The sequence below is a fragment of the Bacillus sp. FSL R5-0447 genome (assembly GCF_038606125.1).
Classification (GTDB): Bacteria; Bacillota; Bacilli; order Bacillales; family Bacillaceae; genus Bacillus; species Bacillus velezensis.
Window position 1 is genome coordinate 2,034,037 of sequence record NZ_CP152012.1, and the last position, 22,236, is coordinate 2,056,272.

The following is a 22,236-nucleotide window of genomic DNA, read 5'->3' on the forward strand; positions in this document are numbered from 1 at the left end:
GGGTAATGATGAGGAAGATATTCTATGACTTTGAAGTTTTTAAACATAACTGGATGGTTGTGCTGATCGATTACGATACTAAAAAGGGTAAGGTTATTGTAGATGATGTTGATGAACTGAAACGATTCTATAAGATGTTTAAAGATGATATTTGGATTGGTTACAACTCTAGAATGTATGACCAATACATTCTAAAGGGAATTTTATTGGGAATGAACCCATATTTCATTAGTTCGAGAATCATTAATGATAATGTAAAGGGATTTAATGTTGTTGGAAAAGGTTATAAAATCCCACTGAATAACTTTGACATAACAACCGGTTTCCATAGCTTAAAGCAGCTAGAAGGCTTTATGGGTTCAAGGATTAAAGAGTCATCAGTACCATTTGATATCTCAAGAGCATTAACAGAAAAAGAAATTAAGGAAGTAGTTGAGTACTGTATTCACGATGTGAAACAAACAATTGAAGTGTTTGATAATAAAAAAGAGGAATTCGAAAGCCAATTGGCCCTAATTGAAGCCTTTGATTTGGAAATGTCTATGTTTACAAAGACAAAAGCCCAATTATCTGCATTTATCTTGGGGGCTGAAAAGCAAGGAAACAGGGGAGATGAGTTTGAACTTAGATTTCCTAATACATTAAAAATTAAAAAATATAAACACATTGTTGATTGGTATAGAAATCCTGAAAATCTAGATTATAAAAAAAATTTAAAGGTGGATGTTGCAGGTGTACCTCATATTTTTGCCTGGGGAGGTTTACATGGCGCAATACCAAAGTATAAAGATGAGGGGATAATTTTATGTTGTGATGTTGCATCTCTATACCCTTCAATCATGATTGAATATGATTACATAAGTCGAAACGTGAAAAACCCTTTGAAATATACTGAAATCAGAGATACACGGTTAGAACTTAAACGCAAAAAAGATCCTAAGCAGGCTCCCTACAAGATTGTTTTAAACTCAACGTATGGAGCAATGAAAGATCAGTATAATCCACTATACGACCCGTTAATGGCAAATAACGTATGTTTAGCCGGGCAGCTGCTGTTATTAGATTTGATCGAGAAAATTGAACCGTATTGTAAACTGATTCAGTCAAATACTGATGGGTTGTTTATGAAAGTTGAAAAGGAATCTGATATTGATTTAATTAAGGAAGTCGCAAAGGAGTGGGAAACCAGAACACGACTAGATTTAGAGTGGGATGTTTATGAGAAGATTTATCAGAAGGATGTAAACAACTATATAATCATTGATAAAGACCAAAAGTATAAATCTAAAGGTGCTTATGTTAAAAAACTAAACAACCTGGATTATGACTTACCAATTGTAAATAAAGCCATGATTGAGTATTTTACAAAAGACATTCCAGTTGAAAAAACCATCAATGAATGTGATCAGTTAAGAGAATTTCAAAAGATATCAAAGGTTTCAAACAAATATATGTATGCACTCTATGGAGAAGAAAGGCTGCCTGAAAAAGTTTTAAGAGTTTTTGCTTCTAATGATGAAGATGCTAAAGGTGTTTTCAAGGTTAAAACAGAAGAACGAATTGAAAAAATCGGAAATACCCCACCGCGCTGCTTTATCAATAATGATAACGTTATTGATTTAAAAGTTCCTGATTATCTTGATAAGGAATATTACATAGAGATAGCCAAAAAACGAATAAATGATTATTTAGGAATATCGAATAGAAAGAAAACAAAGAAGGAGAAGTGATATGCATCGCCATTGAGAGTAAAAATAAAATTAAAACACACATTTTCAAGTCTGTTTATGGTATGATGATTTTAATTCCCTTAACCACTTTTTCTTACATAAGTTATGAGCAACATTTACATAAAACCGAGGGAAATGAAGACTCAATAAAAGAATCATTTTATAAGAAGCCTAGACAGATTAGGATCCCATCAAGTGAGAATATTGTCTTGCGGTTATTTAAAAAAGCTCAAACGAACAAAGAACAACAATTAAAAAAGCATACAGAGAAGATTATCTCAGCAAAACTCATTAAACCTAAGCAAAGTAAGAAAAGGCACATGAGAGGAGGTGAAAAGGCAAAGCATAGAGTTTTTAAGAGTAAAAATAAAATATACAAACAAAGAAAAGAAAACAAGGCACCGGCCGCAAAGAAATCTATCCAGGTTAAGCTGAGTGCTTATATTGCACACTGCCAAGAAGGATGCACAGGAACAACTAGAACAGGTGTTGATGTTACTCAATCAATCTATTACAAAGGGTATCGTGTTATTGCAACCGATCCAAGTGTCATTCCCTTGAATTCAATTGTTGAAATAAGCATTGGTGGGGAAACGTTCAAAGCAATTGCAATTGATACTGGTGGCGCAATCGTTGGAAATAAAGTGGACTTGCTCGTAGCAACCGAGCGTGACGCAATTAATTTTGGCAAGCAAAATGGGACAATCTCAATTATTAGTTAGGAGGCGGTTTATTGCCTAAGTTTTGGTCTTATCCAGAAGGGTTAAAAGTTATCATAAATGAGAATGCAAAGAGTGCTTGTCCTCATCATGTGGGACGGGAAGGGAAAATTATTGAGTTGCTTCACTCTGCTACATATGATTACGCAGTCAGTGATGAAACAGGTGATATTACATTCTTCAAGGAGCATGAATTAAATCCAGCTAAAGGAGGTTAATTGTATGTTTAAAAAGGGAGAGAAGGTGATTGCTGGTTTCACAGAAGAAATTGGTGTTGTTGCACAAGTTGATAAAGGACATGAGCAATTAGAAGTTGAGTATCCAGATGGCTCATATAGAGTAATTGGCTTCAGCAATGTGAGAAGGGTGGAAGATAAATGACGATGATAATTTTAGAAGGAACTGACTGCTGCTACAAATCAACAGTGGCAGATAAGCTTAGCAAAGAACTTGGATATCCGGTCATAAAGGGATCCAGCTTTGAATTAGCTAAGAGCGGTAATGAGAAGCTGTTTGAACACTTCAACAAACTGGCCGATGAGGACAATGTAATTATTGATCGATACATATATTCAAATTTGGTTTATGCGAGAAAGTTCAAGGATTACTCAATCTTAACGGAAGATCAGCAAAGGGAGATTGAGGAGAAGATTAGATATAAAGCAAAAGTGGTTTATTTACATGCTGATCCGAAAGTTATTAAGCAGCGTTTACTTGAACGTGGTGATGAATACATAAATGATCGAGACATTGAGCCGGTCTTAGAGTTATACCGAGAAGTAATGAGCGATGTAGGATTACATACATATTCGTGGGATACAGAACAATGGAATAGTGATGAGATCGTAGAAGGTTTGATTCAATTATTTGAGTAAAAAATTGAGAGAAGGAGTGAATTAACACTCCTCAGTAACTAACGTGCTTCTACTGTAATTTTAAAAATTACATAATTGTCGTTAATGTCATACGCGTAAACCAATGCTGTGCCCAATGTTGAATGAGAGGATACAACACCACTGGAACTAATGCTAATAAGGTTGCTTCCAGAAACAATTTCCCACCGGGTGTAACCTTTTAATAGAGATACGTTAGAATTCCTAAGCATGTGGTAATCAACTGTACCGAGCGGATCGCCTAGCTGCTTAACTTGGTCAACTGATTTGACAGGTGTTAGGGCTGAAGCTTGTGATGTGAATGCAGGGAGAGCTAGTGTTGTAAGCGATAGAGCAGAAACAATCAAGCCTTTGTAAAACTTTTTCATAAGAATTACCTCCTAGGTTTTGATTGTGATTACAACTTCAGTCTAGCATGTTAAATATTTGAAATGTGTGAAGTGTTTGTGAAACTGTTTAAAAGATCAATTTTATTTTATTTAGAATAAAAATAAAATATATGGAGGTTGTTTATTGAGTAAACTACGAGTAATGAGTCTTTTTAGTGGAATCGGTGCGTTTGAAGCTGCACTAAGAAACATTGGGGTTGAATATGAACTGGTTGGCTTTAGTGAAATTGATAAATATGCTATTAAGTCATATTGTGCAATTCATAATGTAAGTGAGACATTGAATGTTGGAGACATAAGTAAAGCTAAGAAAAATAACATCTCATATTTTGATTTGTTGGCAAGTGGATTTCCTTGTCCCACTTTTTCAGTAGCAGGCGATCGTGATGGTATGGAATATAAGTGTAGCAATTGTTCGCATGAGCATTTAATTACTTATGAAGATTATAAAAAGGGAGTTAAATGCCCGAAGTGTAATGCTACCTCTAAGCCTAAGGATGAACGAGGAACGCTCTTTTTTGAAACAGCTTTGTTAGCAGAAGAGAAGAAACCGAAATTTGTGATATTAGAAAATGTAAAAGGGTTAATTAATAGTGGCAATGGACAAGTGTTAAGAATAATTATTGAGACAATGAACAGTATTGGCTATAGAATTGACCTGGAGCTACTTAATTCAAAGTTTTTCAATGTTCCACAGAATCGGGAACGTATATACATAATTTGCATTAGGGAAGATTTAGTTGAAAATGAACAATGGTTTTTAGATAAAAAGCGAAACGATGTGCTGAGTAAAGCTAAAAAGAGATTGCAAGAATTGAATATAAAGAGTTTTAATTTTAAATGGCCTATACAAACCCCTGTTACAAAGAGGTTGAGAGAAATTCTTGAGGATTTTGTTGATGAAAAGTATTACTTAAATGAAGAAAAGACGAAAAAACTTGTTGAGCAGCTGGGAGCCACACCACAGCAAAAGCAAGAAACAAGGGAACCGGTAATGGTGGGACACGTGGATTTAAAAGGTCACGATGCCATCAAAAGAGTTTACTCGCCAGAAGGACTTTCACTGACATTAACTACAATGGGCGGTGGTCACAGAGAGCCCAAGATTGCAGAAAAGCAAAATGAAGTAAGAGCAGTGTTAACGCCAGAAAGAGAAGAGAAAAGACAGAATGGAAGACGATTCAAAGAAAACGGTGAACCGGCTTTTACTGTTAATACAATTGATCGGCATGGAGTAGCAATCGGAGAATACCCAAAATACAAAATTAGAAAGCTCACTCCATTAGAATGTTGGAGACTCCAAGCATTTGATGACGATGACTTTGAAAAAGCTTTTGCTGCGGGAATAAGTAACTCACAATTATATAAACAAGCCGGTAATTCAATTACTGTAACTGTGCTTGAGTCAATATTCAAGGAATTAATACATACATACGTTAATAAAGAATCTGAATAAAATTTGTCTTTTAAAGAGTAAAAATAAAATATAAGAGGTGGAGTCTGCGGTGAACTATCCAGAAAGCTTAAAAGAGAAAGCCGAAAAGATTAAAGACGAAGTAAGAAGCGGAAAATTAGACGAGGAGAAAATAAAAGCGATTGCTAAGTCTGCAGTTGAACTTTTAAGATCCGAAGAGAAGAGCCATACACATTATGCAGAAGTTGTCGGTGCAATTGCTGCAAACCTAGAAGATTTCTTTAAGTCTTATCTAAAAGAGGATTAATATAACAGGATTAAAAGAAAGGATAAAGGGATGTTTATTGAAAAGGTACTATGTTAGATGTAAAGATCACAAAGACGAAAATACGTCTTTAATAATTGAGGCGTTATCACCTGAACAGGCAAAAGAACAAGCATATGAAGTACATAAAGTAAGAGATATTTATAATGTGAGTCTGGGAGAAGGAAAGTCAAGGAATTATCTTGAACGAAAATATGCTCCATACATAAAAAATAACAACAGCAAGGCGGTAATTATCTTTTCATAAGGGAGGACGTCCGTGCGCATATCTGATTCAATAAAAGAAACACTTGTGCAAAATATAGATCAACTTAGTAGCAGAGTTGATGAGTTGTTCATTTATCTTGAAAATGAGTTGCCGTCAACATCTGAAAGACAATGGAAAACTATAGACAAAAAATTCGGTGAGATTTTTACTAAATCTAAGGAATTACAAAATTACATAAGTTGTTTATAAAGGTGAGCAATATCCCCTTGATATAAGGACTTCTGTGTTACTTAATATTCAAAATCATCAGTATTTCTTAACAATTATTTATATGATTGGTAGCATTTATTAAAGAAAGAAGGTGATTTATGAGATTGTTTGTTTGATGAGTATTGGTGCCAGATGAGAATTATATTTTTACAAAGGGGATATTTTAATGAACAATTTTTATCGAACGATCTTAGCACTAGTTGCCGTATTTGTCCTGGCCTTTTCAACATTTCCTCCGAACAGTGATGCAAAGAGCACAATCTCAACAGATAATGTCGACAAGGATAAAGTAAAATCAGAGGCAGAATTTATTGCAGATCACACTATTGATGTGAGTAAAAAGACTAAGGAAAAACTTCTATCCAAGGCAGAAAAAGCAATTGAAGACGGAGACATTAAGTATCATAAATCAAACGAAAAGGTATTTGATAATGCATCAGTTAGAGCTATTAAGTATGATGATGGCACAGTGACTTATTCAGTTTCTTATTTATACGTAGACACTGAAAAAGTAGACAGAGTCAGTTCATTTAATGTTTCGTTTGATAGCGATATGAATATTGAAGAATACTATGAAGTTGACATGAAGAAAATCAGCAGTACTCAAAATGAAATGAATTATTGGGTTAATGGTGTTAAGGATGAGGACAAGTCTGGGGTCTTTGAAACAAAACAAACTTCAGAGGACAAAGGAAGCTCATCTAACATGATGAGTGCTCAGAAGAGTTGGACTGGATGCGTATCAGATTGCTTAGGTGATAAAAATATTAGCCAATGGGCAATTACCGGTTTAGCTATTTTATGTGGAGTTTCATGCACAGCTGGTGTTCCAGCAACAGCAGGGACTGCTTGCTATGCTTGTGTAAATTCTGCTGGTATTATTGGTGTAAATGCATTCTTTGATTGTATGGAGAAGTGTAAATGATCAATATCTTAAGTAAAATACTATTTATTTTGTCTGGTTGCGCTTTGTTGATCTTTGGGATAATTTTAAAGAATGGATCAATGGCTTTTGGATTGTTTGCCTTATTCTTCATAGCAGCAATAATTGTTCGTGTATTTCATAAACGAACTCAAAACCATTAGCAGCAGCCTTACTGTACTGTAGGGGAGGAAACTCTCCTACTTTTTAAAAAATATTTAGAATAAAAATAAAATAGTTATTGATTAATTGATGAGATGCGAGTATATTAGAAATATAGGAAGCGAGGTGATGCATTGGAGTGTGTTAAATGCAAGGATCACATTGGCGAGATCGTTTATTACATAAGAATAGCTGACCACAAAGATTATAAGGAATATCCGGTACACAAAGAATGTGGGGAAGCAATCAAGACAGAATGTATTGAAAACTGTAAAGACATGAAATTAGAAAAGACATTGGAATACTTGCAGTTATTTTTAGAGTAAAAATAAAATATTCCTTTTATCGAGAATGGAGGTGATGAAATTTCATATTTAGTACTGGGTCTGATCTTATTCGGTTCAATATTCTTAGGCAATGGAATGGCATGTTTGGTTGAGAATAAGAACTTTAAAGAAGGCAAACCATTTTATCTTACGGTTTTCTTAATCGGAGGATGTACACTCATTCTTGGAGTTATTCTTACAGTGATATGAACAATGTGAAGGGAAATAGTCAGAAGGAAATATTTATAATTTCCCGGGCAAGCGCAGTATACGACAAATCAAAACAAATAATGTCTTTAGGTGATAAACAAAAAAGGAGCATAGAGCATGGAAACATTAGATGCACCAATTTACGAGATTAAGCAAGAAAGCGATTGGTATAAAACTGAGAAGAAACGAAGAGAAGATACTAACAAATTCTTTGATGAATTCGAAGCAACATACGGAATTAAGGATGGTTTTTCGTTTTATCATTCTGAGTATTTCGGGGTTCGTGCAGGAACAGAAGCATATGACCTCTTTAAAGATGAAGTGGTGAAAAACCCCACAAAATCTGGCTTCTATGCATTTAAAAAACGTTCTAAGTATTTCACAGACATAAGGTCTATGTTAGAGAAAATAGAAGAGGCAAATCCTTTCAAAGGCCATGATGTGTTCGGGAGAAATAATATAACTGCAAGCCAGTGGGTAGGTGATAGATGGTTTTTTGGCGTAAGAGATGAGAAACGTGTAGAAGGTGAAGAAGCTGTAGCTATTGACTTCAAAGATTATCTTAAAATTATCTTGGAGAAATTAGGTTAAAATTCAATTTTTATCGAGAGGAGCAACTGAAATGCAGGATAAATTAATGTCAGCAGTTCACTTTATTGAGGTCAATCGGGATGAAATGGGTGACAAGAAATCACTAAACATGCTTTTAAAAGCCGTAAAGAAAATCATCAATGAGGGAGAAAAATGAGGTTTCACATACTTGAAGAGAAACAAATGAGAGGCATCGGTTTTACAGATCACGTGAAATCAAAGTGGTACTTCATAAAATCAATTCACCCTAATATTACTTTTAATTTAACAATACATAAAAACAGTCTAAACGGTGAAATTGATGTTCTAAATGAAAGAAGTTTGCAACCATATGATTATCAGTACTACATGAATGCTTATACAAGAGAAAAACTTGAATTTCCACATATCATACATGATAAAGTCCAAGAAATTATGTCTTACTTAATTGAAGAGGGAATTATCTCAGATTACACATTAGGAAGTTACATATAAGGAGGTGGATAAGTGGGACGGCATAAAGCAACATTTGAAGGGAAGGTAATTAAGAAAAGTTGGGGGCTGGATATTCTTTGCGGTATTACTGAAAAGGAAAAAACTGAGTTCAAAGCCTTCTTCGAAGGAATTATTGATTTAGACCCAATTGAAGTCGGAGGGAAAGTGTATATCCCAGGGTTTAACGAATACGTAGTCGTAACAGACAGGCAGCGCAACATAAAAAATGAATGGACATATCAGACTGATAAGATCATTAAGACAATTGAAGACAAAGAAAGTCTTGAAAGAGCAATTAAAGAGCAAGCGGAATTTGAAGAGGAATGGCAGAAACATGTCAGACAAGAGAATCATCAAGTTGAAGAACAAAATGAAGTGAGTAAAACATCCTGGTGGAAGAGGTTAATTAAAAAAGACTAAAGGAGAGATTTTTTTGAATAAGGATACAAAAGATATTTGGAACGGTTTCTTTATCGGATCAGGTTCTCTGATTGTAGTTGGGTTACTTATTTTTGTTGAAGCATTGACTATGTCACTAGTTGTCTATTATGGATTGAATCATGTGTTAAATCCATTGCTTATTGATACATACAATATTCAAAATGTTCATGTCACTTTACCTCATGCATTTGTTATTGGTGTTTTACTCAACGTATTTGTCAAAGGTGTAAAACAGTCAGATCAAGAAAGAAACGAGAATATCTTCAAGAAAGCAGGTAAGTCTTTACTGTATTCAGCTTTTGCGTTGATTGTTCTGTATGTGAGCACACTATTTATTTAACAAGAAGAAATTCGGAATATTCAAAGCGAAAGAATTCTTTTCTTCAATCGCATGAACTTAAATACATGGAGGGTGATGTTATGGAATTAACAAAGAAGATTACAACGGCTAGAGGTACATATGAAATTAAATTAATTGCTGATGAAGGAAAGAGGGCAGGGTGGGAAATTCTAGAATGGGAGGTTAAGGATGTTGTTACAAAATGCACACTGGCTGCAGGCAATGGAATGCCTTTGTTACATGTTCCTTCTCCCTTTATAAGATTGACACTAGTTGATAAAGTTAAAAAAATTATTAGTCATGTCGAATCAGAAGAAATAGCAAAAAAGAGAAAAGCAGATGACATTACAAATGACATTAAGGAATTCAATGAATGGAGCGGAGTGCTAAACGCATAACCGGTTAAAAGTTTTATTTTAATCAAAAGTGAGTGGAAGGAAGAGGATCATGAAAAGAGAAGCAAATATTGTGTTTTACAAAGAAAAATTATATAAGTATCTCTCAAACGATAGAGTGCGTATGGGGAATTTTTTTGGAGAAGTCAGAGAAGAAAACGGAAAATTGGTTTTGGTCAATGTGCCACAATGGAAGATTGATAAAATTCAATACACTGATTTATTAAATAATCTTAAAGAAAGGTTGGTTCTAACATTACAAGAGATTGGAGCGGGGAAATCATTCTTTTCAGTTACTGATTTTGAATCTCGAGGGTTAACAAATGGGAACTATAATATTTTACTTAAGCTAGAGGAAATTCCGATTTTTATATAAGGATGATTTTAAGGAGTTGATTAGACATTAGTATAAGTCAAAGGCAGTCTCAACGTATTCGAGAAGCTCTGATAAATTCAAACACAACTGCTGAGGAAATTGGAATGGATAAGGCATTATCAGAAGTCCTCAATCTACTCAAGAGAAGAATTTTGGAGCTGGAAACTTTGTATTATCCAGAGTGGGAATATGAAAATGCAAAATTGAAGCTTGAAGAGCTTAGAGAAATGGTGAATAGAATTAATGCACTTCGAGGAACCGGGAAGGATGAACAAAGTGAATATGAAAATGCAGGAAGCGGTTTTACATCTCAACAAATATGACAGCAGTTCAAAAAGTGCTCAAGATGCACAGAAGTTGTTGGATGCTTTGAAGGATACATACGATGTAGTTGGTTTCCAGTTTAGACATTATAAAGGCGGTCTGTATAAGGTTATTGGAGAGGCTATTCACACTGAAACAGAAGAAAAGCTGGTTATATATGAAGACCATGACGGAGTTCTTTGGGCAAGACCTAAAGAAATGTTCTTTGGAAAAGTGATTATTGATGGTAAAGAGATTAAGAGATTTACAAAAATAGATTAGGAGTTGACGAAATATGATGAAATTCTTTGAGGTAAGCGATCCATATTATGCATTAATCAAGGCAAATACAAAGGAAGATGCAATGAAGCTGTATACAGAAGAAGTTGCTGATGATGACGAAGAGAATCTTAGCAAAGAAATGTATGAAGTTTCATTAGATCATGCAGTAAAAGCCTACATTCATAGAACTGGATTTGAACAAGGATTCTTCTTTAAAGATGAGATTACAAACAATTTAAAAGGCAGAGAAGAAGGCATAGTTGTAATGGATGGACATTTATTGTAAGAGAATAACTCTATAAAATCACAGTTTTAAAGAATGGAGAGAAGACATGAATAAAAAACAATTAGTAGAAGTATTGAGGACATCCTTACCAAGTAAAAGAATTTTAGATTTAGTTGACCTGGGTATAGTGCAACTCTTGGGCGAACCACTCCCTTTAAAAATGAGATCGGGCTATTCGTTATCTCAAACTGGATTAATAGAGTGGAATGAAAACAAAGGCTGTTATTACAACTATAACGAACTTTGCGGGAAAAAAGTCATTTTTGGATTCGATGCCTTTAATAGAAGAGGACAAGAAGCGATTGAAAAGTATTTGGCGACTTATAAAAATAATTAAAGGAAGGAGAAGTTATATGAGTGCAGCAAGAAAGTGGAGAGATCTCAGAAGCAAATTAATTGGATATAAGGTCTATGGTAAGTTCAATGATGTTGTTATTGACCATATTCTCAATGATATGGATAAGTTAGACGTAAGACACGAAAAAGATAAAAACAAAAAATAGAGAAAAGGGAGTTGTGGAATGGGAGCTGCTAAACGTATTGATTCAACTCAACCATATGTGAAAAAGAAAAACATTATTACCTTTACAATAGCTACTGAGAATACTCATATTCATTTAGCTGATGGGCAATCTTTTCCTGTACTTGAAGGAGATATTATTGGAACTGACCAACAGGGGAATCAATTTGTTGAATTAGAAAAGAATCTAGATGATTACGTTCCTGTTGCTGAGAAAAAGAGGAGCACCATATATGAAAGTATGGCCAAAGGTTACATGGAAATGGGAGATATTAATTTAGAAATATCTGAAGCATTCCATCATACTGAAAATGAAGCAGAAACAACCACGAACAGCTTAGTTAACGGAGCATATAAAGAATATTGATTATTACATATGAAAGCAAGACAGGTAACGTGAAAAGGTTTGCTCAAGCATTACAAAGGGAGCTAAACTTCGACATCATTGAAATTACAGATGATTTAATTGTCGAGGAAGAATTCATACATATTACATATACGATAGGCTTTGGGGAAGTACCTGAAAGGACTTTGCATTTTATTATTAAGAATAAAAATAAAATAAAAGGAGTTGCTGTGAGTGGTAACAAGGCATGGGGTGATAACTATGGCTTAGCTGGGGACAAGCTTTCAGCAATGTTCTACGTACCATTGTTATTAAAGTTTGAACTAAGTGGAACAAAACAAGACTTGCAGAAGATTAATCGGGAGGTACAACTTATTGACAAACACAATACCAAAGTGGATCAAGCTCAATAATGAGATCATGATTCAGAAAGACGGTAAGTTTCAATTTGATAAAGATAAAGAGGCCGTACACAGTTACTTTGTTGATTACATAAATCAAAATACAGTCTTTTTCCATGACTTAAAAGAGAAACTGGATTATCTGATTAAAAATGATTATTACGAAGAAGAATTCTTAAGCGAATACACATTTGAACAGATTAAATCGATTTTTAAAATTGCTTACAGTTACAAATTCAGATTCCCATCTTTCATGAGTGCCTTTAAGTTCTACAATGACTATGCATTGAAGACAAACGACAAAACAAAGATTCTTGAAAGATATGAGGATCGTGTGTCAATCGCAACTTTATTTTTCGCAAGGGGAGATTATAAAAAAGCGGTTGAGCAAGTGCATACTATGATGAAACAAGAGTATCAACCAGCTACGCCGGCTTTCATTAATGCTGGTCGTAAGCGAAGGGGTGAAATGGTCAGTTGCTTCTTACTTGAAGTAGGCGACAGTTTGAATGACATTTCACGGGCGATCGATATTTCCATGCAGCTGTCTAAGTTAGGCGGGGGTGTAGCATTAAACTTAAATAAATTAAGAGCCAAAGGCGAAGCCATTAAAGATGTGGAAAATGTAACAAAAGGTGTCGTAGGCGTGATGAAACTTCTTGATAATGCTTTTAGGTATGCAGATCAGATGGGACAAAGACAAGGGTCAGGAGCAGTTTATCTAAGTGTATTCCATCCAGACATCACAGACTTCCTGGATACCAAAAAAATAAGTGCTGATGAAGATGTCCGAGTTAAAACACTGTCTATTGGTGTAATTCTTCCTGATAAATTTATTGAACTGGCAAGAGAAGATAAAGACTTTTACATGTTCTATCCTCATTCAGTTTACAAAGAATACGGACAATATCTCGATGAGATGGATATCAATGAAATGTATGATGAGCTTGTTGAAAATCCAAGGGTTAGAAAAGCAAAGGGGAATGCTCGGAAGCTGTTGGAGCAATTAGCCATTCTGAGAAGTGAATCTGGCTATCCTTATATTATGTTTGCTGACAATGTAAATAAAGTGCATCCAAATGAACATATTTCAAAAGTGAAGTTTTCTAATTTGTGTTAACTGTAGCACCTTCGGTCAGTAATGATCGTAGCAAACCCGTCTAAACGGTGAAACTCTATTCAATAGACAATACCGTGCTAACCCGCACCTTGCGGAAATGCCGAACGACTATCGAAACCACGCATACGCGTAAGGGAGTAGAGTACATCGCAAGCATATGGCGATGGAAACGGCGGGCGGCCTTATAGGTCGATGATATAGTCTATTCTTACGAGTGATCGTAAGCAGTTCATAAGAGAACGGACGAGAGTGTTGCGCCTTTCGTTGAATATTAAAGTCAGAAGTACTCCAAGCATCACAAGTGTCAGTTTATACAGATTACGATCAGGAAGATGAAATTGGATTAGATATCTCATGTAATCTTGGATCCATGAACATTGCAAACGTAATGAGCAACCAATCAATTGCCTCAACGGTCAGAATAGCAATTGACTCACTGACAACTGTTACAAGGAAAACAAACATTGTAAATGCTCCAGCTGTTGCGAGAGCAAATACACTAATGCGATCAATTGGTCTAGGGCAGATGAACCTGCATGGTTTTCTAGCTCAAAATAAAATCGCTTATGAAAGTGAAGAAGCTAAGGATTTTGCAAATACATACTTTATGATGGTTAACTTCTACTCCCTGCAACGATCAATGGAAATTGCAAGAGAAGCAGGGGAGACGTACTACAAGTTTGATGGGTCGACCTACAAAAAAGGTGAGTATTTTGATAAGTACGTGACAAATGATTATAGCCCTAATTATGAAAAGGTTAAAAACCTGTTTGGAGATCAACATATTCCTAACATTGAAGATTGGATGAAGCTTAAAGAGAATGTTATGAAATATGGCTTGTATCATTCATACAGGCAAGCTGTTGCACCTACTGGAAGCATCTCATATGTTCAATCATCTACGGCCGGTGTAATGCCTATTATGGAGAGAATTGAGGAACGTACATACGGAAACAGTAAGACATATTATCCAATGCCAGGCTTATCGGCTCAGAATTGGTTCTTCTATAAGGAAGCGTACGACATGGATATGTTTAAGGTAGTTGATCTAATTGCAACTATTCAGCAGCACGTCGATCAGGGGATTTCATTTACGTTGTTCTTGAAGGATACGATGACGACGAGAGATCTAAATAGAATAGACCTCTACGCTCATCATAAAGGAATTAAGACCTTGTATTATGCAAGAACAAAGGATACGACCCAAGAGGGATGCTTGTCCTGTGTAGTTTAATAGGTGCCTTTACGTTTTGGTTCAAAATTAACAGGATCCCCCGGACGTCGCTTACACTTAATTTTTTTAAATATTCTCATTAAAGCGTTACAAAGTAAGCCAAATATAAACTTCAACATATATTCGATTAAATATGATAAAAGCCTATCACGCCACCATCCTTTTGAAATGACAGGGCTCTCTAACAAAGATATAAGGTTATCTAAAAAATTCACTGTCTTTCATTCCTTTCGAATGTTTAGACAGTAATATAGGAGTCTGTCAATTCAGCTTTTAAAATGAACTACATTTTTTACGAAAAAATATTTCAATTGAAAGGACATGATTAATTGACAAAAATTTATGACGCAGCAAACTGGTCAAAGCATGAAGATGATTTCACCCAAATGTTTTACAACCAAAACGTAAAGCAGTTTTGGCTTCCGGAAGAGATCGCATTAAACGGCGATCTTCTCACTTGGAAGTATTTGGGTAAAAATGAGCAGGATACGTACATGAAGGTGCTCGCCGGCCTGACACTGCTTGATACAGAGCAGGGGAACACGGGCATGCCGATTGTGGCCGAGCACGTCGAAGGCCATCAGCGAAAAGCGGTTCTTAATTTCATGGCGATGATGGAAAACGCGGTGCACGCAAAATCATATTCAAATATTTTTATGACGCTTGCTCCGACTGAAACGATCAACGAAGTATTTGAATGGGTAAAGCAGAATAAATATTTGCAGAAAAAAGCGCAAATGATTGTCGGGCTTTACAAAGCCATTCAAAAAGATGATGAAATTTCACTGTTCAAAGCGATGGTTGCTTCCGTCTATCTGGAAAGCTTCCTTTTCTACAGCGGTTTCTATTATCCGTTATATTTCTACGGACAAGGGAAGCTAATGAATAGCGGAGAAATAGTCAACCTTATTATCCGTGACGAGGCACTGCACGGCGTATACACTGGATTACTGGCTCAGGAAATCTATAGCAAAAAAACTGAAATCAAGAAAAAAGAGCTGTATGAATGGGCTATTGATTTGCTGCTCGACTTATATGAAAACGAGCTTGATTATACAACAGATTTATATGATCCAGTTGGGCTAACTCATGATGTAAAAAAGTTTATTCGTTATAACGCAAATAAAGCCTTAAATAATCTGGGATTTGACCACTATTTCCATGAAGAAGAAATTAATCCAGTAGTGTTGAACGGATTGAGTACAAAAACCAAGTCTATGGACTTCTTTAGTCAAAAAGGGAATTCTTACAGGAAGGCTACTGCTGAAGCCTTAAAAAATGAGGATTTTTATTTTGAGGATTGAAAAAGATCTGATCGGGAGCGTGTTCTCGAATAATCATGGTCAGAAATATAAGGTTCTACGGACAAATGGACAAAAGAAAAATGGAACAAAATTATTTAGAATACGATTCATAAAGACCGGATACGAACGGGACGTAGAAAAGGTTGAAATTAAACGTGGAAAAATAAAAGACCGATATGAGCGCTCAGTGTTCGGAGTAGGGTATCTTGGTGATGTAAAGATGGTAGATGTGAAGAATGTATACTCCGTTTGGAAGGGGATGCTAGAACGGTGCTACGATGTCAGTTGCCCACAGTATTCTAACTATGGCGGTTCTGGGATTAGAGTTTGTGAGAGATGGCATTGTTTTAAGAATTTTCTAGAAGATGTTTCAAAGATAGAGGGATATGATGAGTATCTTTTCAATAAGCGAAAACTCTTTCTTGATAAAGACATGAAACAACAAAGAATACCGAAAAGTCAAAAGATTTATTCCTTAGAAACTTGTTGCTTTGTCACCAGGGAAATCAATAATGCTTATCGAGATTTAACGAATGCTCGTTTGCACTTTATGGCCAAATCTCCTGACGGTGAAATTATACGAGTAGAGGGACTTCGACCTTTTTCTAAAAAGTTCGGCCTGCACCGTGCAATAATACAGAAATGCTTACGAGGGGAGCGTTCGGACTACAATGGTTGGACTTTTAAACTAATTAAGAAATCTAATTGGAAAAATAAAAGTGCTTAAGTACTTTGAGGAGGTATCAGTATAATGAGACTGATTAAATTAGAGCAACCGAATTGCAATCCCTGCAAAATGGTATCCAATTACTTAGAACAAGCAGATATTCAATTTGAGGCAGTGGATGAAACACAGAAGCCAGAAGTAGCAGCGCAATATGAGGTAATGGGTGTACCGGTAACTATCTTGCTTAATGAGCAAGGAGAAGAAGTAAAGCGGAGCATTGGCTTTAAACCTGATGAGCTTGATAAGTTAGTGAGGGAGGTTGTTTAAAATCACAGAAGAGCAAAAGTCTTTAATTAAGATTGGTGACACACTTAAGTGCCTAAAAGGTGATTGGCATTTTGAAACCAATTGCAATTACACAGTTTATGGAGATAATGCAGACAACACCGGTACACCAGTCATCTGGTGTGATGAAGTATCTCCTCATACAGTAAAGAGTTTGAATTTGGAACAGTGGGAAATCGATCAGAAAGGATCAATAAATGAGGTTAAATATGAGAGATTATAGAATGTATATTTTAGTTAACGAGGATATCAAAATCAGCAAAGGGAAGTTAGCTGGGCAGGTTGGGCATGCAGTAATGAGCTATGTATATCACAAAGCAGTCAAGCCATTAAGTGAAGGAAGAGAAATTAAAAGCCTAGATGAATATATGAAAGAACAAAAGAAAATCATCTTAAAATGCCCCCAATACAAACTTGAAGAGTTAGAACATGCAGGAGGATATACTGTTATTAGAGATAAAGGTTATACACAACTTGAGCCTAATACTCTGACTTGTATCAACTACGGCATTAAGACACCTGAACAGCTTCCCGAATGGGTGAGAAATCTTAAACTCTACAATTAAAATATTGTTGGACAAAATAAATTAAAAAACAAAAGGAGTTAATACATAATGCAAATTAAAATCAAATATCTAGACGAAACTCAAACAAGAATCAGCATAATTGATAAAGGGGATTGGATTGATCTGCGGGCAGCTGAAGATATAACAATCAAAAAAGGTGAATTCAAACTTATCCCATTAGGTGTGGCCATGGAGCTGCCAGAAGGATATGAGGCTCATGTTGTTCCGCGTTCAAGCACATTTAAAAACTTTGGCATCATTGAGACAAACTCAATGGGTGTTATTGATGAGTCCTACAAGGGAGACAATGATTTCTGGTTCTTCCCTGCATATGCATTACGGGATACAGAAATTAAAAAAGGGGATCGTATTTGTCAGTTCAGAATTATGAAGAAAATGTCTGCAGTTGAATTGATTGAGGTAGATCATCTAGGCAACGATGATCGCGGTGGGCACGGATCGACTGGAACTAAGTAATACAAGCCCTGGCTTAGATCATGATGTTTGTCCAGTGGAGGGTCTTAGCCAGGGTACAACTTAAAATACTCAAAAAATTCAACAATTATACCTACAAAGGAGATGCTGGATGAAAAAAAGATTACGTAAAAAGGCGTGGATGACAGGGAATACAAAACATGGCGAATTCATGTTTAATGTAATTGATAAGGTAAATGCAGATGGATATGTGTATTATCCAAAAGGACGCTATCATGTAGACAGAAAAGGGAACATGTACAAGTTTAAAATTTAGAAAAAAGCGAAATTGTGATGACTGAAGTTTATAAAGAACTTAGGGATACCAAAGGGATTATTTTTTCACATTTATCACATTAATGTAGGGATGTCGATTGAACGAACATCTCTATAAAAGAAGACTTTTATCTAAAACAATAAGGAGGAAAAAGATCATTAACAATAACAGTCGTAAAGATTTACAAGCAAAGTATGATGACATGCTCTTCAGAAACGGACTTTGTTTGGGATTTATTCAAAAACAAGGGCTTGAGGATAAGTTCTTTGAGCATATGAAACAAGTTGCAACTTATGAAGAAGACCAAAGGTATAGAGTTGCAGCAGTTAATTTTTTGAGTTTATTAGAATTAAATTAAAACAAAAAGGGGAAAAGATATGGAGAATACTTATCATTATTATAAATTAAACAAAGAACTACAGGCAGTAAAAGTTGTCTCTGGATTGCTTCCCAAAGAAAGCGAAGCTTATAGAGAACTGATTAAAATTGAAATTGGAATTTTGGAGGAAAAGAGAGATATTCTTAATGGCAAAGGAAAAATGAACAAACTGGATCAGGAACAAACAACAGACCTGGGAAGACAGCTAACGGATAAGCTCGCTGAAGTTTTAGAAATTGTTGAAAGGTTTAACCGTCATGGATAATCACATAGAAAAAATAAAAAATCATCTAAAAGAAATAAACAACCTTGAACAGGGTCTCAAACTTTTCAGTGAAGACGATGAAGAATATATAAGCTTATTAGCTAAGATACAACGGCTGTTTGATTTAATATCAGACGAATCAATGGAGGCCTTTAAAGAACTAACAATACATATAAGAAACACAGGTCAGAAAAGAATACAACGAGGAATTGACCGGCTACCTCATGTAATCAAAGAAAGTGTGAGTGAGGAAATCAAAGACATGAAGAGAGCCGGAGAGTTATTTGATTAGTTGTAGTTGTTTATAGGATAAAAATAAAATAAGGAGATGCATTATAATTACATATTTTACGTTATTACTTGCAGCATACTTTTTTGCACTAAACATTAATGAAATTAGATTAGTTACTCGAGGAGAACAGAACGTATACGCTAAAGTTACACATATGCTTTCTAATTCACCGTATAAAGAACTGAAGAAAAATAAGAACCTAGTGTATGTCATTACATTATTCAAGGGGATTTCGTTCATTATCCCCTTGGCTACTATTGGATTAATTACGCACGGTAACTTGCTAATGTTAGCTTGGACAGCTTTTGCTTTAATATATACCGGTTTAACAATGTTTAAAATTCTTGATGTTTTGGACGGTGACTCAAACAATAAACAAAACAAGTTCGTGTACATGCTTTTTGTTTGCGGTAATATTGTCTTCGTGATTAACTTTATTATTGGTCGTTTCATTTAGGCGTCTAATTCATGAAACGGTTCGAGCCATTTAAGCCCAGGTCTAGAGGGATGTCTTGGTGAATTCTTAACTGTGAGAAGCCTGTTGTAATGGGTTTTGATAACAAATGCCTCGTCTTTATTTATTCCTTTTAGGAGTTGTTTAACATCTTGGCATTGCTTATTAAAACTTCGTTTATCGAATCGCTTTGGACAATCACCCCAAGCAAAGATTACCTTTTTAGATTCTTTAGCTAAATTAGCTATAATTTGATGATTAGTCTTAACAGCAGTTTCATACAGACTCCTGTCCGCTTTTTGAAGCTTATGAATTATTGAGGACAATTCTGCTGAGTTTGTTTCGTAAAAAGGATAGAGATTGACAATATGAATGGATCCAACTTCATTTAATGAGTGGCTAAAATTACATAACTTAGTTATAGTGAGGTCTGATACTTCTTTGTCAGCAATACTTGGATTTAACATAATAAACACATATGAAGAGTCTAAATTATTATTAAGCTTTATTGATAAACAATATCTTGCTTCAATTGAGTCTGTTAATCTTTCGGTTTTACATTCCAGTACTTCTTTAACCACCGCTGGCTTGTATTTGTAAACAGACAAAAAGATCACCTCTTTCCATTACGTGGGCAAGAATATTTTACCAAACGATGGAATTGAAAGGAAGGAAAATATGAGTCAATTTGATAAGCAGTACAACACAATCATAAATGACATAATTAATAATGGAGTATCAGACGAAGAATTCGATGTCAGAACCAAATGGGATACAGATGGGGCACCGGCACATACACTCAGTGTAATCAGTAAGCAAATGCGGTTTGATAATTCCGAAGTACCGATTTTAACGACTAAAAAAGTCGCCTGGAAAACAGCAATCAAGGAATTACTTTGGATCTGGCAGCTTAAATCAAATAATGTGAACGAATTAAACAAGATGGGCGTACATATTTGGGATCAATGGAAACAAGAAGACAATACGATAGGTAATGCATATGGCTATCAGCTTGGTAAAAAGAACAGAATGCTAAACGGTGAAAAGGTTGACCAGGTTGATTATCTTCTCCATCAGTTAAAAAACAACCCGTCTTCCCGTAGGCATATTACAACGCTTTGGAATCCAGATGAATTAGACTCGATGGCATTGACGCCCTGTGTTTATGGCACTCAATGGCTTGTGAAAGGTGGGAAGCTACACCTAGAAGTTTTCTGTCGCAGTAATGATCTCGCGCTCGGGAATCCGTTTAATGTGTTCCAGTACAATGTATTGCAGCGTATGATCGCTCAAGTTACTGGCTATGAGCTAGGTGAGTACATCTTCAATATAGGAGATTGTCATGTATACACTCGCCATATCGAAAATTTGAAAATTCAAATAGACAGAGAGCAATATGAAGCACCTGAGCTATGGATTAATCCAGATGTGAAGGATTTTTATGATTTCACAATTGACGATTTCAAACTGATTAATTATAAGCATGGAGACAAGCTTTACTTTGAGGTAGCGGTATAATGCTATCTCTTATTGCTTGCTGCGATAAATCAATGGCCATTGGGTATGAAAATAATTTGCTTTACCATATTCCTGACGATATGAAACGTTTTAAAGAACTCACAACAGGAAAGTTGTGTATTCAGGGGAGACTCACATACGAATCAATCGTAAACATTACAGGAAAGCCACTTCAAAACCGAAAGAATATCATACTGACCAAAAATAAGGATTTCAAGCCTGATCTCTCTTCATTTGTTTATCATTCGGTTAACGATGTATTAAAGCTCATACGAGGACAATTGGATACAGATGAAGAAGTAATGGTTATTGGAGGAGGCGCTATTTACGAGGCATTCTTACCACATGCTGATAAGGTTTATTTGACGATTGTTGATTCAGTTGCTGAAAAGGCAGATTCATATTTTCCAAGGTTAAATGATGATTGGAGAGTAATTGAAAAGGATCACAGAAAAGCACAAAACAATACCACATTTAACTATTCTTTTGTGACTTACACAAAATAATTAAGAGTAAAAATAAAATAGTTATAGACTTTTGAGAAGTTGAATGATAAGATAAAGACAAGTTAAAAGCTTGTCTTTTTTTACATACTTTTAGAATAAAAATAAAATAATTAAATAGGAGTGACGATATGAAAACTGCAACAGATTATCTTGTTTCCATTTCCAAACCTCTTGTAGCAATTGAGGAGACTAAACAACGAATTCAAAATGAAATTGACAACCTTTATAAAGAGCTAGGGAAAGTTGATAAAGAGCTCAATGAATTTTATCACAAGCTAGAAGAGGACAAATTTAATGCTTCAGAGGGATATCACCTTTCGTTAAAAGGTCAAAAGATATTGAGAAAGCGAAGAAGCTTAAAACAAGAGCTCCAATTATTGAACACACTTTTCGGAAGCTTAAACAATAATGGATGGACTCTTGAATCACTGAAGATTGCCGAATATAAAATTAGCAAAAAGAAAAACAAGCATTTAAAGTATGAATCAGTTTAAAGACATGATCCACATTCA

39 protein-coding genes and 2 pseudogenes are annotated in these 22,236 nt (G+C 35.2%); 39 read left to right on the forward strand and 2 right to left on the reverse strand.

All coding sequences use genetic code 11. From position 1 onward, the window contains the following. The first annotated feature begins 5 nt into the window (after positions 1–5). Genes NYE68_RS10170 through NYE68_RS10190 form a run of 5 tightly spaced genes read left to right on the forward strand, consistent with a single transcriptional unit; the run spans position 6 to position 3,324 of the window. A complete protein-coding gene (locus NYE68_RS10170) occupies positions 6–1,730 on the forward strand; it encodes a DNA polymerase domain-containing protein (protein WP_174243291.1) in 1,725 nt (574 codons plus the stop codon). Beyond that, positions 1,727–2,452: a 3D domain-containing protein gene (locus NYE68_RS10175; protein ID WP_223609812.1), complete on the forward strand. Its 726-nt coding sequence runs from the start codon at positions 1,727–1,729 to the stop codon at positions 2,450–2,452. The genes NYE68_RS10170 and NYE68_RS10175 overlap by 4 nt, the downstream gene beginning before the upstream one ends. 11 nt (positions 2,453–2,463) lie before the next feature. Beyond that, positions 2,464–2,667 carry a YorP family protein gene (locus NYE68_RS10180; protein WP_095353280.1) on the forward strand — a complete coding sequence of 68 codons (204 nt, stop codon included), beginning with the start codon at positions 2,464–2,466 and terminating at the stop codon, positions 2,665–2,667. Positions 2,668–2,671: 4 nt separating this feature from the next. Then, positions 2,672–2,830 carry a hypothetical protein gene (locus tag NYE68_RS10185; protein ID WP_095353281.1) on the forward strand — a complete coding sequence of 53 codons (159 nt, stop codon included), beginning with the start codon at positions 2,672–2,674 and terminating at the stop codon, positions 2,828–2,830. Further along, positions 2,827–3,324 (forward strand): AAA family ATPase, encoded by a 498-nt coding sequence (locus NYE68_RS10190; RefSeq protein WP_053574338.1) that lies wholly within the window; start codon positions 2,827–2,829, stop codon positions 3,322–3,324. The genes NYE68_RS10185 and NYE68_RS10190 overlap by 4 nt, the downstream gene beginning before the upstream one ends. A 38-nt stretch (positions 3,325–3,362) precedes the next feature. On the opposite strand, the gene NYE68_RS10195 is transcribed toward NYE68_RS10190, so the two are convergent. After that, on the reverse strand, positions 3,363–3,710 hold the full coding sequence (locus NYE68_RS10195; RefSeq protein WP_053574337.1) for a hypothetical protein: 348 nt from the start codon (positions 3,708–3,710) through the stop codon (positions 3,363–3,365). A 145-nt stretch (positions 3,711–3,855) separates the two neighbouring features. Here NYE68_RS10195 and dcm point away from each other — a divergent pair, with 145 nt between their 5' ends. From dcm to NYE68_RS10350, 31 genes and pseudogenes are all read left to right on the forward strand, one after another. Next, the gene (gene dcm, locus NYE68_RS10200) at positions 3,856–5,187 is read left to right on the forward strand and encodes a DNA (cytosine-5-)-methyltransferase (RefSeq protein WP_342494116.1); all 1,332 of its coding nucleotides are present in this window, start codon (positions 3,856–3,858) and stop codon (positions 5,185–5,187) included. A 49-nt stretch (positions 5,188–5,236) separates the two neighbouring features. Continuing rightward, positions 5,237–5,452 carry a hypothetical protein gene (locus NYE68_RS10205; RefSeq protein WP_095353282.1) on the forward strand — a complete coding sequence of 72 codons (216 nt, stop codon included), beginning with the start codon at positions 5,237–5,239 and terminating at the stop codon, positions 5,450–5,452. A 37-nt stretch (positions 5,453–5,489) separates the two neighbouring features. Then, positions 5,490–5,717 carry a hypothetical protein gene (locus tag NYE68_RS10210; RefSeq protein WP_053574333.1) on the forward strand — a complete coding sequence of 76 codons (228 nt, stop codon included), beginning with the start codon at positions 5,490–5,492 and terminating at the stop codon, positions 5,715–5,717. A 12-nt stretch (positions 5,718–5,729) separates the two neighbouring features. Beyond that, positions 5,730–5,927 (forward strand): hypothetical protein, encoded by a 198-nt coding sequence (locus NYE68_RS10215; RefSeq protein ID WP_342494117.1) that lies wholly within the window; start codon positions 5,730–5,732, stop codon positions 5,925–5,927. A gap of 187 nt (positions 5,928–6,114) precedes the next feature. Further along, a complete protein-coding gene (locus NYE68_RS10220) occupies positions 6,115–6,873 on the forward strand; it encodes a hypothetical protein (protein ID WP_069007289.1) in 759 nt (252 codons plus the stop codon). A gap of 812 nt (positions 6,874–7,685) precedes the next feature. Continuing rightward, positions 7,686–8,159 (forward strand): hypothetical protein, encoded by a 474-nt coding sequence (locus tag NYE68_RS10225; RefSeq protein ID WP_342494118.1) that lies wholly within the window; start codon positions 7,686–7,688, stop codon positions 8,157–8,159. Between the two features lie 31 nt (positions 8,160–8,190). Next, positions 8,191–8,316, forward strand: a complete 126-nt coding sequence (locus tag NYE68_RS10230) for a hypothetical protein (protein ID WP_014470220.1) — start codon at positions 8,191–8,193, stop codon at positions 8,314–8,316. Further along, the gene (locus tag NYE68_RS10235; RefSeq protein WP_053574326.1) at positions 8,313–8,633 is read left to right on the forward strand and encodes a hypothetical protein; all 321 of its coding nucleotides are present in this window, start codon (positions 8,313–8,315) and stop codon (positions 8,631–8,633) included. The genes NYE68_RS10230 and NYE68_RS10235 overlap by 4 nt, the downstream gene beginning before the upstream one ends. A 12-nt stretch (positions 8,634–8,645) precedes the next feature. After that, positions 8,646–9,053, forward strand: coding sequence for a hypothetical protein (locus NYE68_RS10240; protein WP_014470222.1), 408 nt, complete (start codon positions 8,646–8,648; stop codon positions 9,051–9,053). Positions 9,054–9,066: 13 nt separating this feature from the next. Next, the gene (locus NYE68_RS10245) at positions 9,067–9,414 is read left to right on the forward strand and encodes a hypothetical protein (protein WP_053574325.1); all 348 of its coding nucleotides are present in this window, start codon (positions 9,067–9,069) and stop codon (positions 9,412–9,414) included. A gap of 80 nt (positions 9,415–9,494) precedes the next feature. Further along, complete coding sequence (locus NYE68_RS10250) at positions 9,495–9,812, forward strand: hypothetical protein (protein WP_342494119.1); 318 nt, start codon at positions 9,495–9,497, stop codon at positions 9,810–9,812. Positions 9,813–9,861: 49 nt separating this feature from the next. After that, complete coding sequence (locus NYE68_RS10255; RefSeq protein ID WP_342494120.1) at positions 9,862–10,185, forward strand: hypothetical protein; 324 nt, start codon at positions 9,862–9,864, stop codon at positions 10,183–10,185. Positions 10,186–10,289: 104 nt separating this feature from the next. Then, complete coding sequence (locus NYE68_RS10260; protein WP_342494121.1) at positions 10,290–10,508, forward strand: hypothetical protein; 219 nt, start codon at positions 10,290–10,292, stop codon at positions 10,506–10,508. Next, positions 10,468–10,770, forward strand: coding sequence for a DUF1653 domain-containing protein (locus NYE68_RS10265; RefSeq protein WP_335432287.1), 303 nt, complete (start codon positions 10,468–10,470; stop codon positions 10,768–10,770). Before NYE68_RS10260 ends, NYE68_RS10265 begins: the two co-directional genes overlap by 41 nt. Before the next feature lie 13 nt (positions 10,771–10,783). Then, positions 10,784–11,056 carry a hypothetical protein gene (locus NYE68_RS10270; protein WP_142295831.1) on the forward strand — a complete coding sequence of 91 codons (273 nt, stop codon included), beginning with the start codon at positions 10,784–10,786 and terminating at the stop codon, positions 11,054–11,056. A gap of 46 nt (positions 11,057–11,102) precedes the next feature. Continuing rightward, on the forward strand, positions 11,103–11,393 hold the full coding sequence (locus tag NYE68_RS10275) for a hypothetical protein (protein ID WP_342494122.1): 291 nt from the start codon (positions 11,103–11,105) through the stop codon (positions 11,391–11,393). Between the two features lie 16 nt (positions 11,394–11,409). Further along, on the forward strand, positions 11,410–11,559 hold the full coding sequence (locus tag NYE68_RS10280) for a hypothetical protein (protein ID WP_157799577.1): 150 nt from the start codon (positions 11,410–11,412) through the stop codon (positions 11,557–11,559). Positions 11,560–11,577: 18 nt separating this feature from the next. After that, a complete protein-coding gene (locus NYE68_RS10285) occupies positions 11,578–11,943 on the forward strand; it encodes a hypothetical protein (RefSeq protein WP_169539297.1) in 366 nt (121 codons plus the stop codon). Next, on the forward strand, positions 11,940–12,335 hold the full coding sequence (gene nrdI, locus NYE68_RS10290; protein WP_169539298.1) for a class Ib ribonucleoside-diphosphate reductase assembly flavoprotein NrdI: 396 nt from the start codon (positions 11,940–11,942) through the stop codon (positions 12,333–12,335). Before NYE68_RS10285 ends, nrdI begins: the two co-directional genes overlap by 4 nt. Beyond that, a pseudogene (locus NYE68_RS10295) lies at positions 12,298–13,440 on the forward strand (ribonucleotide reductase N-terminal alpha domain-containing protein); the annotation flags it as partial. The gene nrdI and the pseudogene NYE68_RS10295, both read left to right, overlap by 38 nt. A gap of 280 nt (positions 13,441–13,720) precedes the next feature. Then, positions 13,721–14,677 (forward strand): annotated as a pseudogene (locus tag NYE68_RS10300) (ribonucleotide-diphosphate reductase subunit alpha); the annotation flags it as partial. A gap of 329 nt (positions 14,678–15,006) precedes the next feature. Then, positions 15,007–15,981, forward strand: a complete 975-nt coding sequence (gene nrdF, locus NYE68_RS10305; RefSeq protein WP_342494123.1) for a class 1b ribonucleoside-diphosphate reductase subunit beta — start codon at positions 15,007–15,009, stop codon at positions 15,979–15,981. Next, the gene (locus NYE68_RS10310; RefSeq protein WP_341124035.1) at positions 15,971–16,708 is read left to right on the forward strand and encodes a hypothetical protein; all 738 of its coding nucleotides are present in this window, start codon (positions 15,971–15,973) and stop codon (positions 16,706–16,708) included. Before nrdF ends, NYE68_RS10310 begins: the two co-directional genes overlap by 11 nt. A gap of 24 nt (positions 16,709–16,732) precedes the next feature. Further along, positions 16,733–16,975, forward strand: a complete 243-nt coding sequence (locus NYE68_RS10315; protein WP_342494124.1) for a thioredoxin domain-containing protein — start codon at positions 16,733–16,735, stop codon at positions 16,973–16,975. Then, positions 16,968–17,216, forward strand: coding sequence for a hypothetical protein (locus NYE68_RS10320; protein ID WP_342494125.1), 249 nt, complete (start codon positions 16,968–16,970; stop codon positions 17,214–17,216). The genes NYE68_RS10315 and NYE68_RS10320 overlap by 8 nt, the downstream gene beginning before the upstream one ends. Position 17,217: 1 nt before the next feature. Next, positions 17,218–17,559: an aminoacyl-tRNA hydrolase gene (locus NYE68_RS10325; protein WP_014472533.1), complete on the forward strand. Its 342-nt coding sequence runs from the start codon at positions 17,218–17,220 to the stop codon at positions 17,557–17,559. Positions 17,560–17,607: 48 nt separating this feature from the next. Then, entirely contained in the window at positions 17,608–18,036 is a 429-nt protein-coding gene (locus tag NYE68_RS10330) for a dUTP diphosphatase (protein ID WP_342494126.1), read from the forward strand. A 109-nt stretch (positions 18,037–18,145) separates the two neighbouring features. Further along, positions 18,146–18,310 carry a hypothetical protein gene (locus tag NYE68_RS10335; RefSeq protein WP_162992616.1) on the forward strand — a complete coding sequence of 55 codons (165 nt, stop codon included), beginning with the start codon at positions 18,146–18,148 and terminating at the stop codon, positions 18,308–18,310. Positions 18,311–18,512: 202 nt separating this feature from the next. Next, positions 18,513–18,668, forward strand: a complete 156-nt coding sequence (locus tag NYE68_RS10340; protein ID WP_342494145.1) for a hypothetical protein — start codon at positions 18,513–18,515, stop codon at positions 18,666–18,668. 19 nt (positions 18,669–18,687) lie between these two features. Continuing rightward, positions 18,688–18,954 carry a hypothetical protein gene (locus NYE68_RS10345; protein WP_342494127.1) on the forward strand — a complete coding sequence of 89 codons (267 nt, stop codon included), beginning with the start codon at positions 18,688–18,690 and terminating at the stop codon, positions 18,952–18,954. Continuing rightward, entirely contained in the window at positions 18,947–19,246 is a 300-nt protein-coding gene (locus NYE68_RS10350; RefSeq protein ID WP_124692967.1) for a hypothetical protein, read from the forward strand. Before NYE68_RS10345 ends, NYE68_RS10350 begins: the two co-directional genes overlap by 8 nt. Before the next feature lie 453 nt (positions 19,247–19,699). Here the strand turns inward: NYE68_RS10350 and NYE68_RS10355 are convergent, their stop codons facing one another. Continuing rightward, positions 19,700–20,308, reverse strand: coding sequence for a DUF1643 domain-containing protein (locus tag NYE68_RS10355; protein ID WP_199022608.1), 609 nt, complete (start codon positions 20,306–20,308; stop codon positions 19,700–19,702). Between the two features lie 70 nt (positions 20,309–20,378). Here NYE68_RS10355 and NYE68_RS10360 point away from each other — a divergent pair, with 70 nt between their 5' ends. From NYE68_RS10360 to NYE68_RS10370, 3 genes are all read left to right on the forward strand, one after another. Next, the gene (locus NYE68_RS10360; protein ID WP_342494128.1) at positions 20,379–21,218 is read left to right on the forward strand and encodes a thymidylate synthase; all 840 of its coding nucleotides are present in this window, start codon (positions 20,379–20,381) and stop codon (positions 21,216–21,218) included. Further along, positions 21,218–21,724 carry a dihydrofolate reductase gene (locus NYE68_RS10365; protein WP_342494129.1) on the forward strand — a complete coding sequence of 169 codons (507 nt, stop codon included), beginning with the start codon at positions 21,218–21,220 and terminating at the stop codon, positions 21,722–21,724. The genes NYE68_RS10360 and NYE68_RS10365 overlap by 1 nt, the downstream gene beginning before the upstream one ends. A 128-nt stretch (positions 21,725–21,852) precedes the next feature. Continuing rightward, positions 21,853–22,218: a hypothetical protein gene (locus NYE68_RS10370; RefSeq protein WP_103526867.1), complete on the forward strand. Its 366-nt coding sequence runs from the start codon at positions 21,853–21,855 to the stop codon at positions 22,216–22,218. The last annotated feature ends 18 nt before the right edge of the window (positions 22,219–22,236 follow it).

Coding starts and splice junctions, on each gene's coding strand:
- NYE68_RS10250 (WP_342494119.1), top strand. CDS start 9,495: ATGGAATTAACAAAGAAGATTACAACGGCTAGAGGTACATATGAAATT.
- NYE68_RS10370 (WP_103526867.1), top strand. CDS start 21,853: ATGAAAACTGCAACAGATTATCTTGTTTCCATTTCCAAACCTCTTGTA.
- NYE68_RS10345 (WP_342494127.1), top strand. CDS start 18,688: ATGGAGAATACTTATCATTATTATAAATTAAACAAAGAACTACAGGCA.
- NYE68_RS10325 (WP_014472533.1), top strand. CDS start 17,218: ATGTATATTTTAGTTAACGAGGATATCAAAATCAGCAAAGGGAAGTTA.
- NYE68_RS10195 (WP_053574337.1), bottom strand. CDS start 3,710: ATGAAAAAGTTTTACAAAGGCTTGATTGTTTCTGCTCTATCGCTTACA.
- NYE68_RS10365 (WP_342494129.1), top strand. CDS start 21,218: ATGCTATCTCTTATTGCTTGCTGCGATAAATCAATGGCCATTGGGTAT.
- NYE68_RS10360 (WP_342494128.1), top strand. CDS start 20,379: ATGAGTCAATTTGATAAGCAGTACAACACAATCATAAATGACATAATT.
- NYE68_RS10260 (WP_342494121.1), top strand. CDS start 10,290: ATGGATAAGGCATTATCAGAAGTCCTCAATCTACTCAAGAGAAGAATT.
- NYE68_RS10170 (WP_174243291.1), top strand. CDS start 6: ATGATGAGGAAGATATTCTATGACTTTGAAGTTTTTAAACATAACTGG.
- NYE68_RS10315 (WP_342494124.1), top strand. CDS start 16,733: ATGAGACTGATTAAATTAGAGCAACCGAATTGCAATCCCTGCAAAATG.
- NYE68_RS10280 (WP_157799577.1), top strand. CDS start 11,410: ATGAGTGCAGCAAGAAAGTGGAGAGATCTCAGAAGCAAATTAATTGGA.
- NYE68_RS10340 (WP_342494145.1), top strand. CDS start 18,513: ATGCTCTTCAGAAACGGACTTTGTTTGGGATTTATTCAAAAACAAGGG.
- NYE68_RS10230 (WP_014470220.1), top strand. CDS start 8,191: ATGCAGGATAAATTAATGTCAGCAGTTCACTTTATTGAGGTCAATCGG.
- NYE68_RS10220 (WP_069007289.1), top strand. CDS start 6,115: ATGAACAATTTTTATCGAACGATCTTAGCACTAGTTGCCGTATTTGTC.
- NYE68_RS10350 (WP_124692967.1), top strand. CDS start 18,947: ATGGATAATCACATAGAAAAAATAAAAAATCATCTAAAAGAAATAAAC.
- NYE68_RS10185 (WP_095353281.1), top strand. CDS start 2,672: ATGTTTAAAAAGGGAGAGAAGGTGATTGCTGGTTTCACAGAAGAAATT.
- NYE68_RS10285 (WP_169539297.1), top strand. CDS start 11,578: ATGGGAGCTGCTAAACGTATTGATTCAACTCAACCATATGTGAAAAAG.
- NYE68_RS10330 (WP_342494126.1), top strand. CDS start 17,608: ATGCAAATTAAAATCAAATATCTAGACGAAACTCAAACAAGAATCAGC.
- NYE68_RS10265 (WP_335432287.1), top strand. CDS start 10,468: ATGAAAATGCAGGAAGCGGTTTTACATCTCAACAAATATGACAGCAGT.
- NYE68_RS10270 (WP_142295831.1), top strand. CDS start 10,784: ATGATGAAATTCTTTGAGGTAAGCGATCCATATTATGCATTAATCAAG.
- NYE68_RS10225 (WP_342494118.1), top strand. CDS start 7,686: ATGGAAACATTAGATGCACCAATTTACGAGATTAAGCAAGAAAGCGAT.
- NYE68_RS10335 (WP_162992616.1), top strand. CDS start 18,146: ATGAAAAAAAGATTACGTAAAAAGGCGTGGATGACAGGGAATACAAAA.
- NYE68_RS10235 (WP_053574326.1), top strand. CDS start 8,313: ATGAGGTTTCACATACTTGAAGAGAAACAAATGAGAGGCATCGGTTTT.
- NYE68_RS10190 (WP_053574338.1), top strand. CDS start 2,827: ATGACGATGATAATTTTAGAAGGAACTGACTGCTGCTACAAATCAACA.
- NYE68_RS10275 (WP_342494122.1), top strand. CDS start 11,103: ATGAATAAAAAACAATTAGTAGAAGTATTGAGGACATCCTTACCAAGT.
- NYE68_RS10255 (WP_342494120.1), top strand. CDS start 9,862: ATGAAAAGAGAAGCAAATATTGTGTTTTACAAAGAAAAATTATATAAG.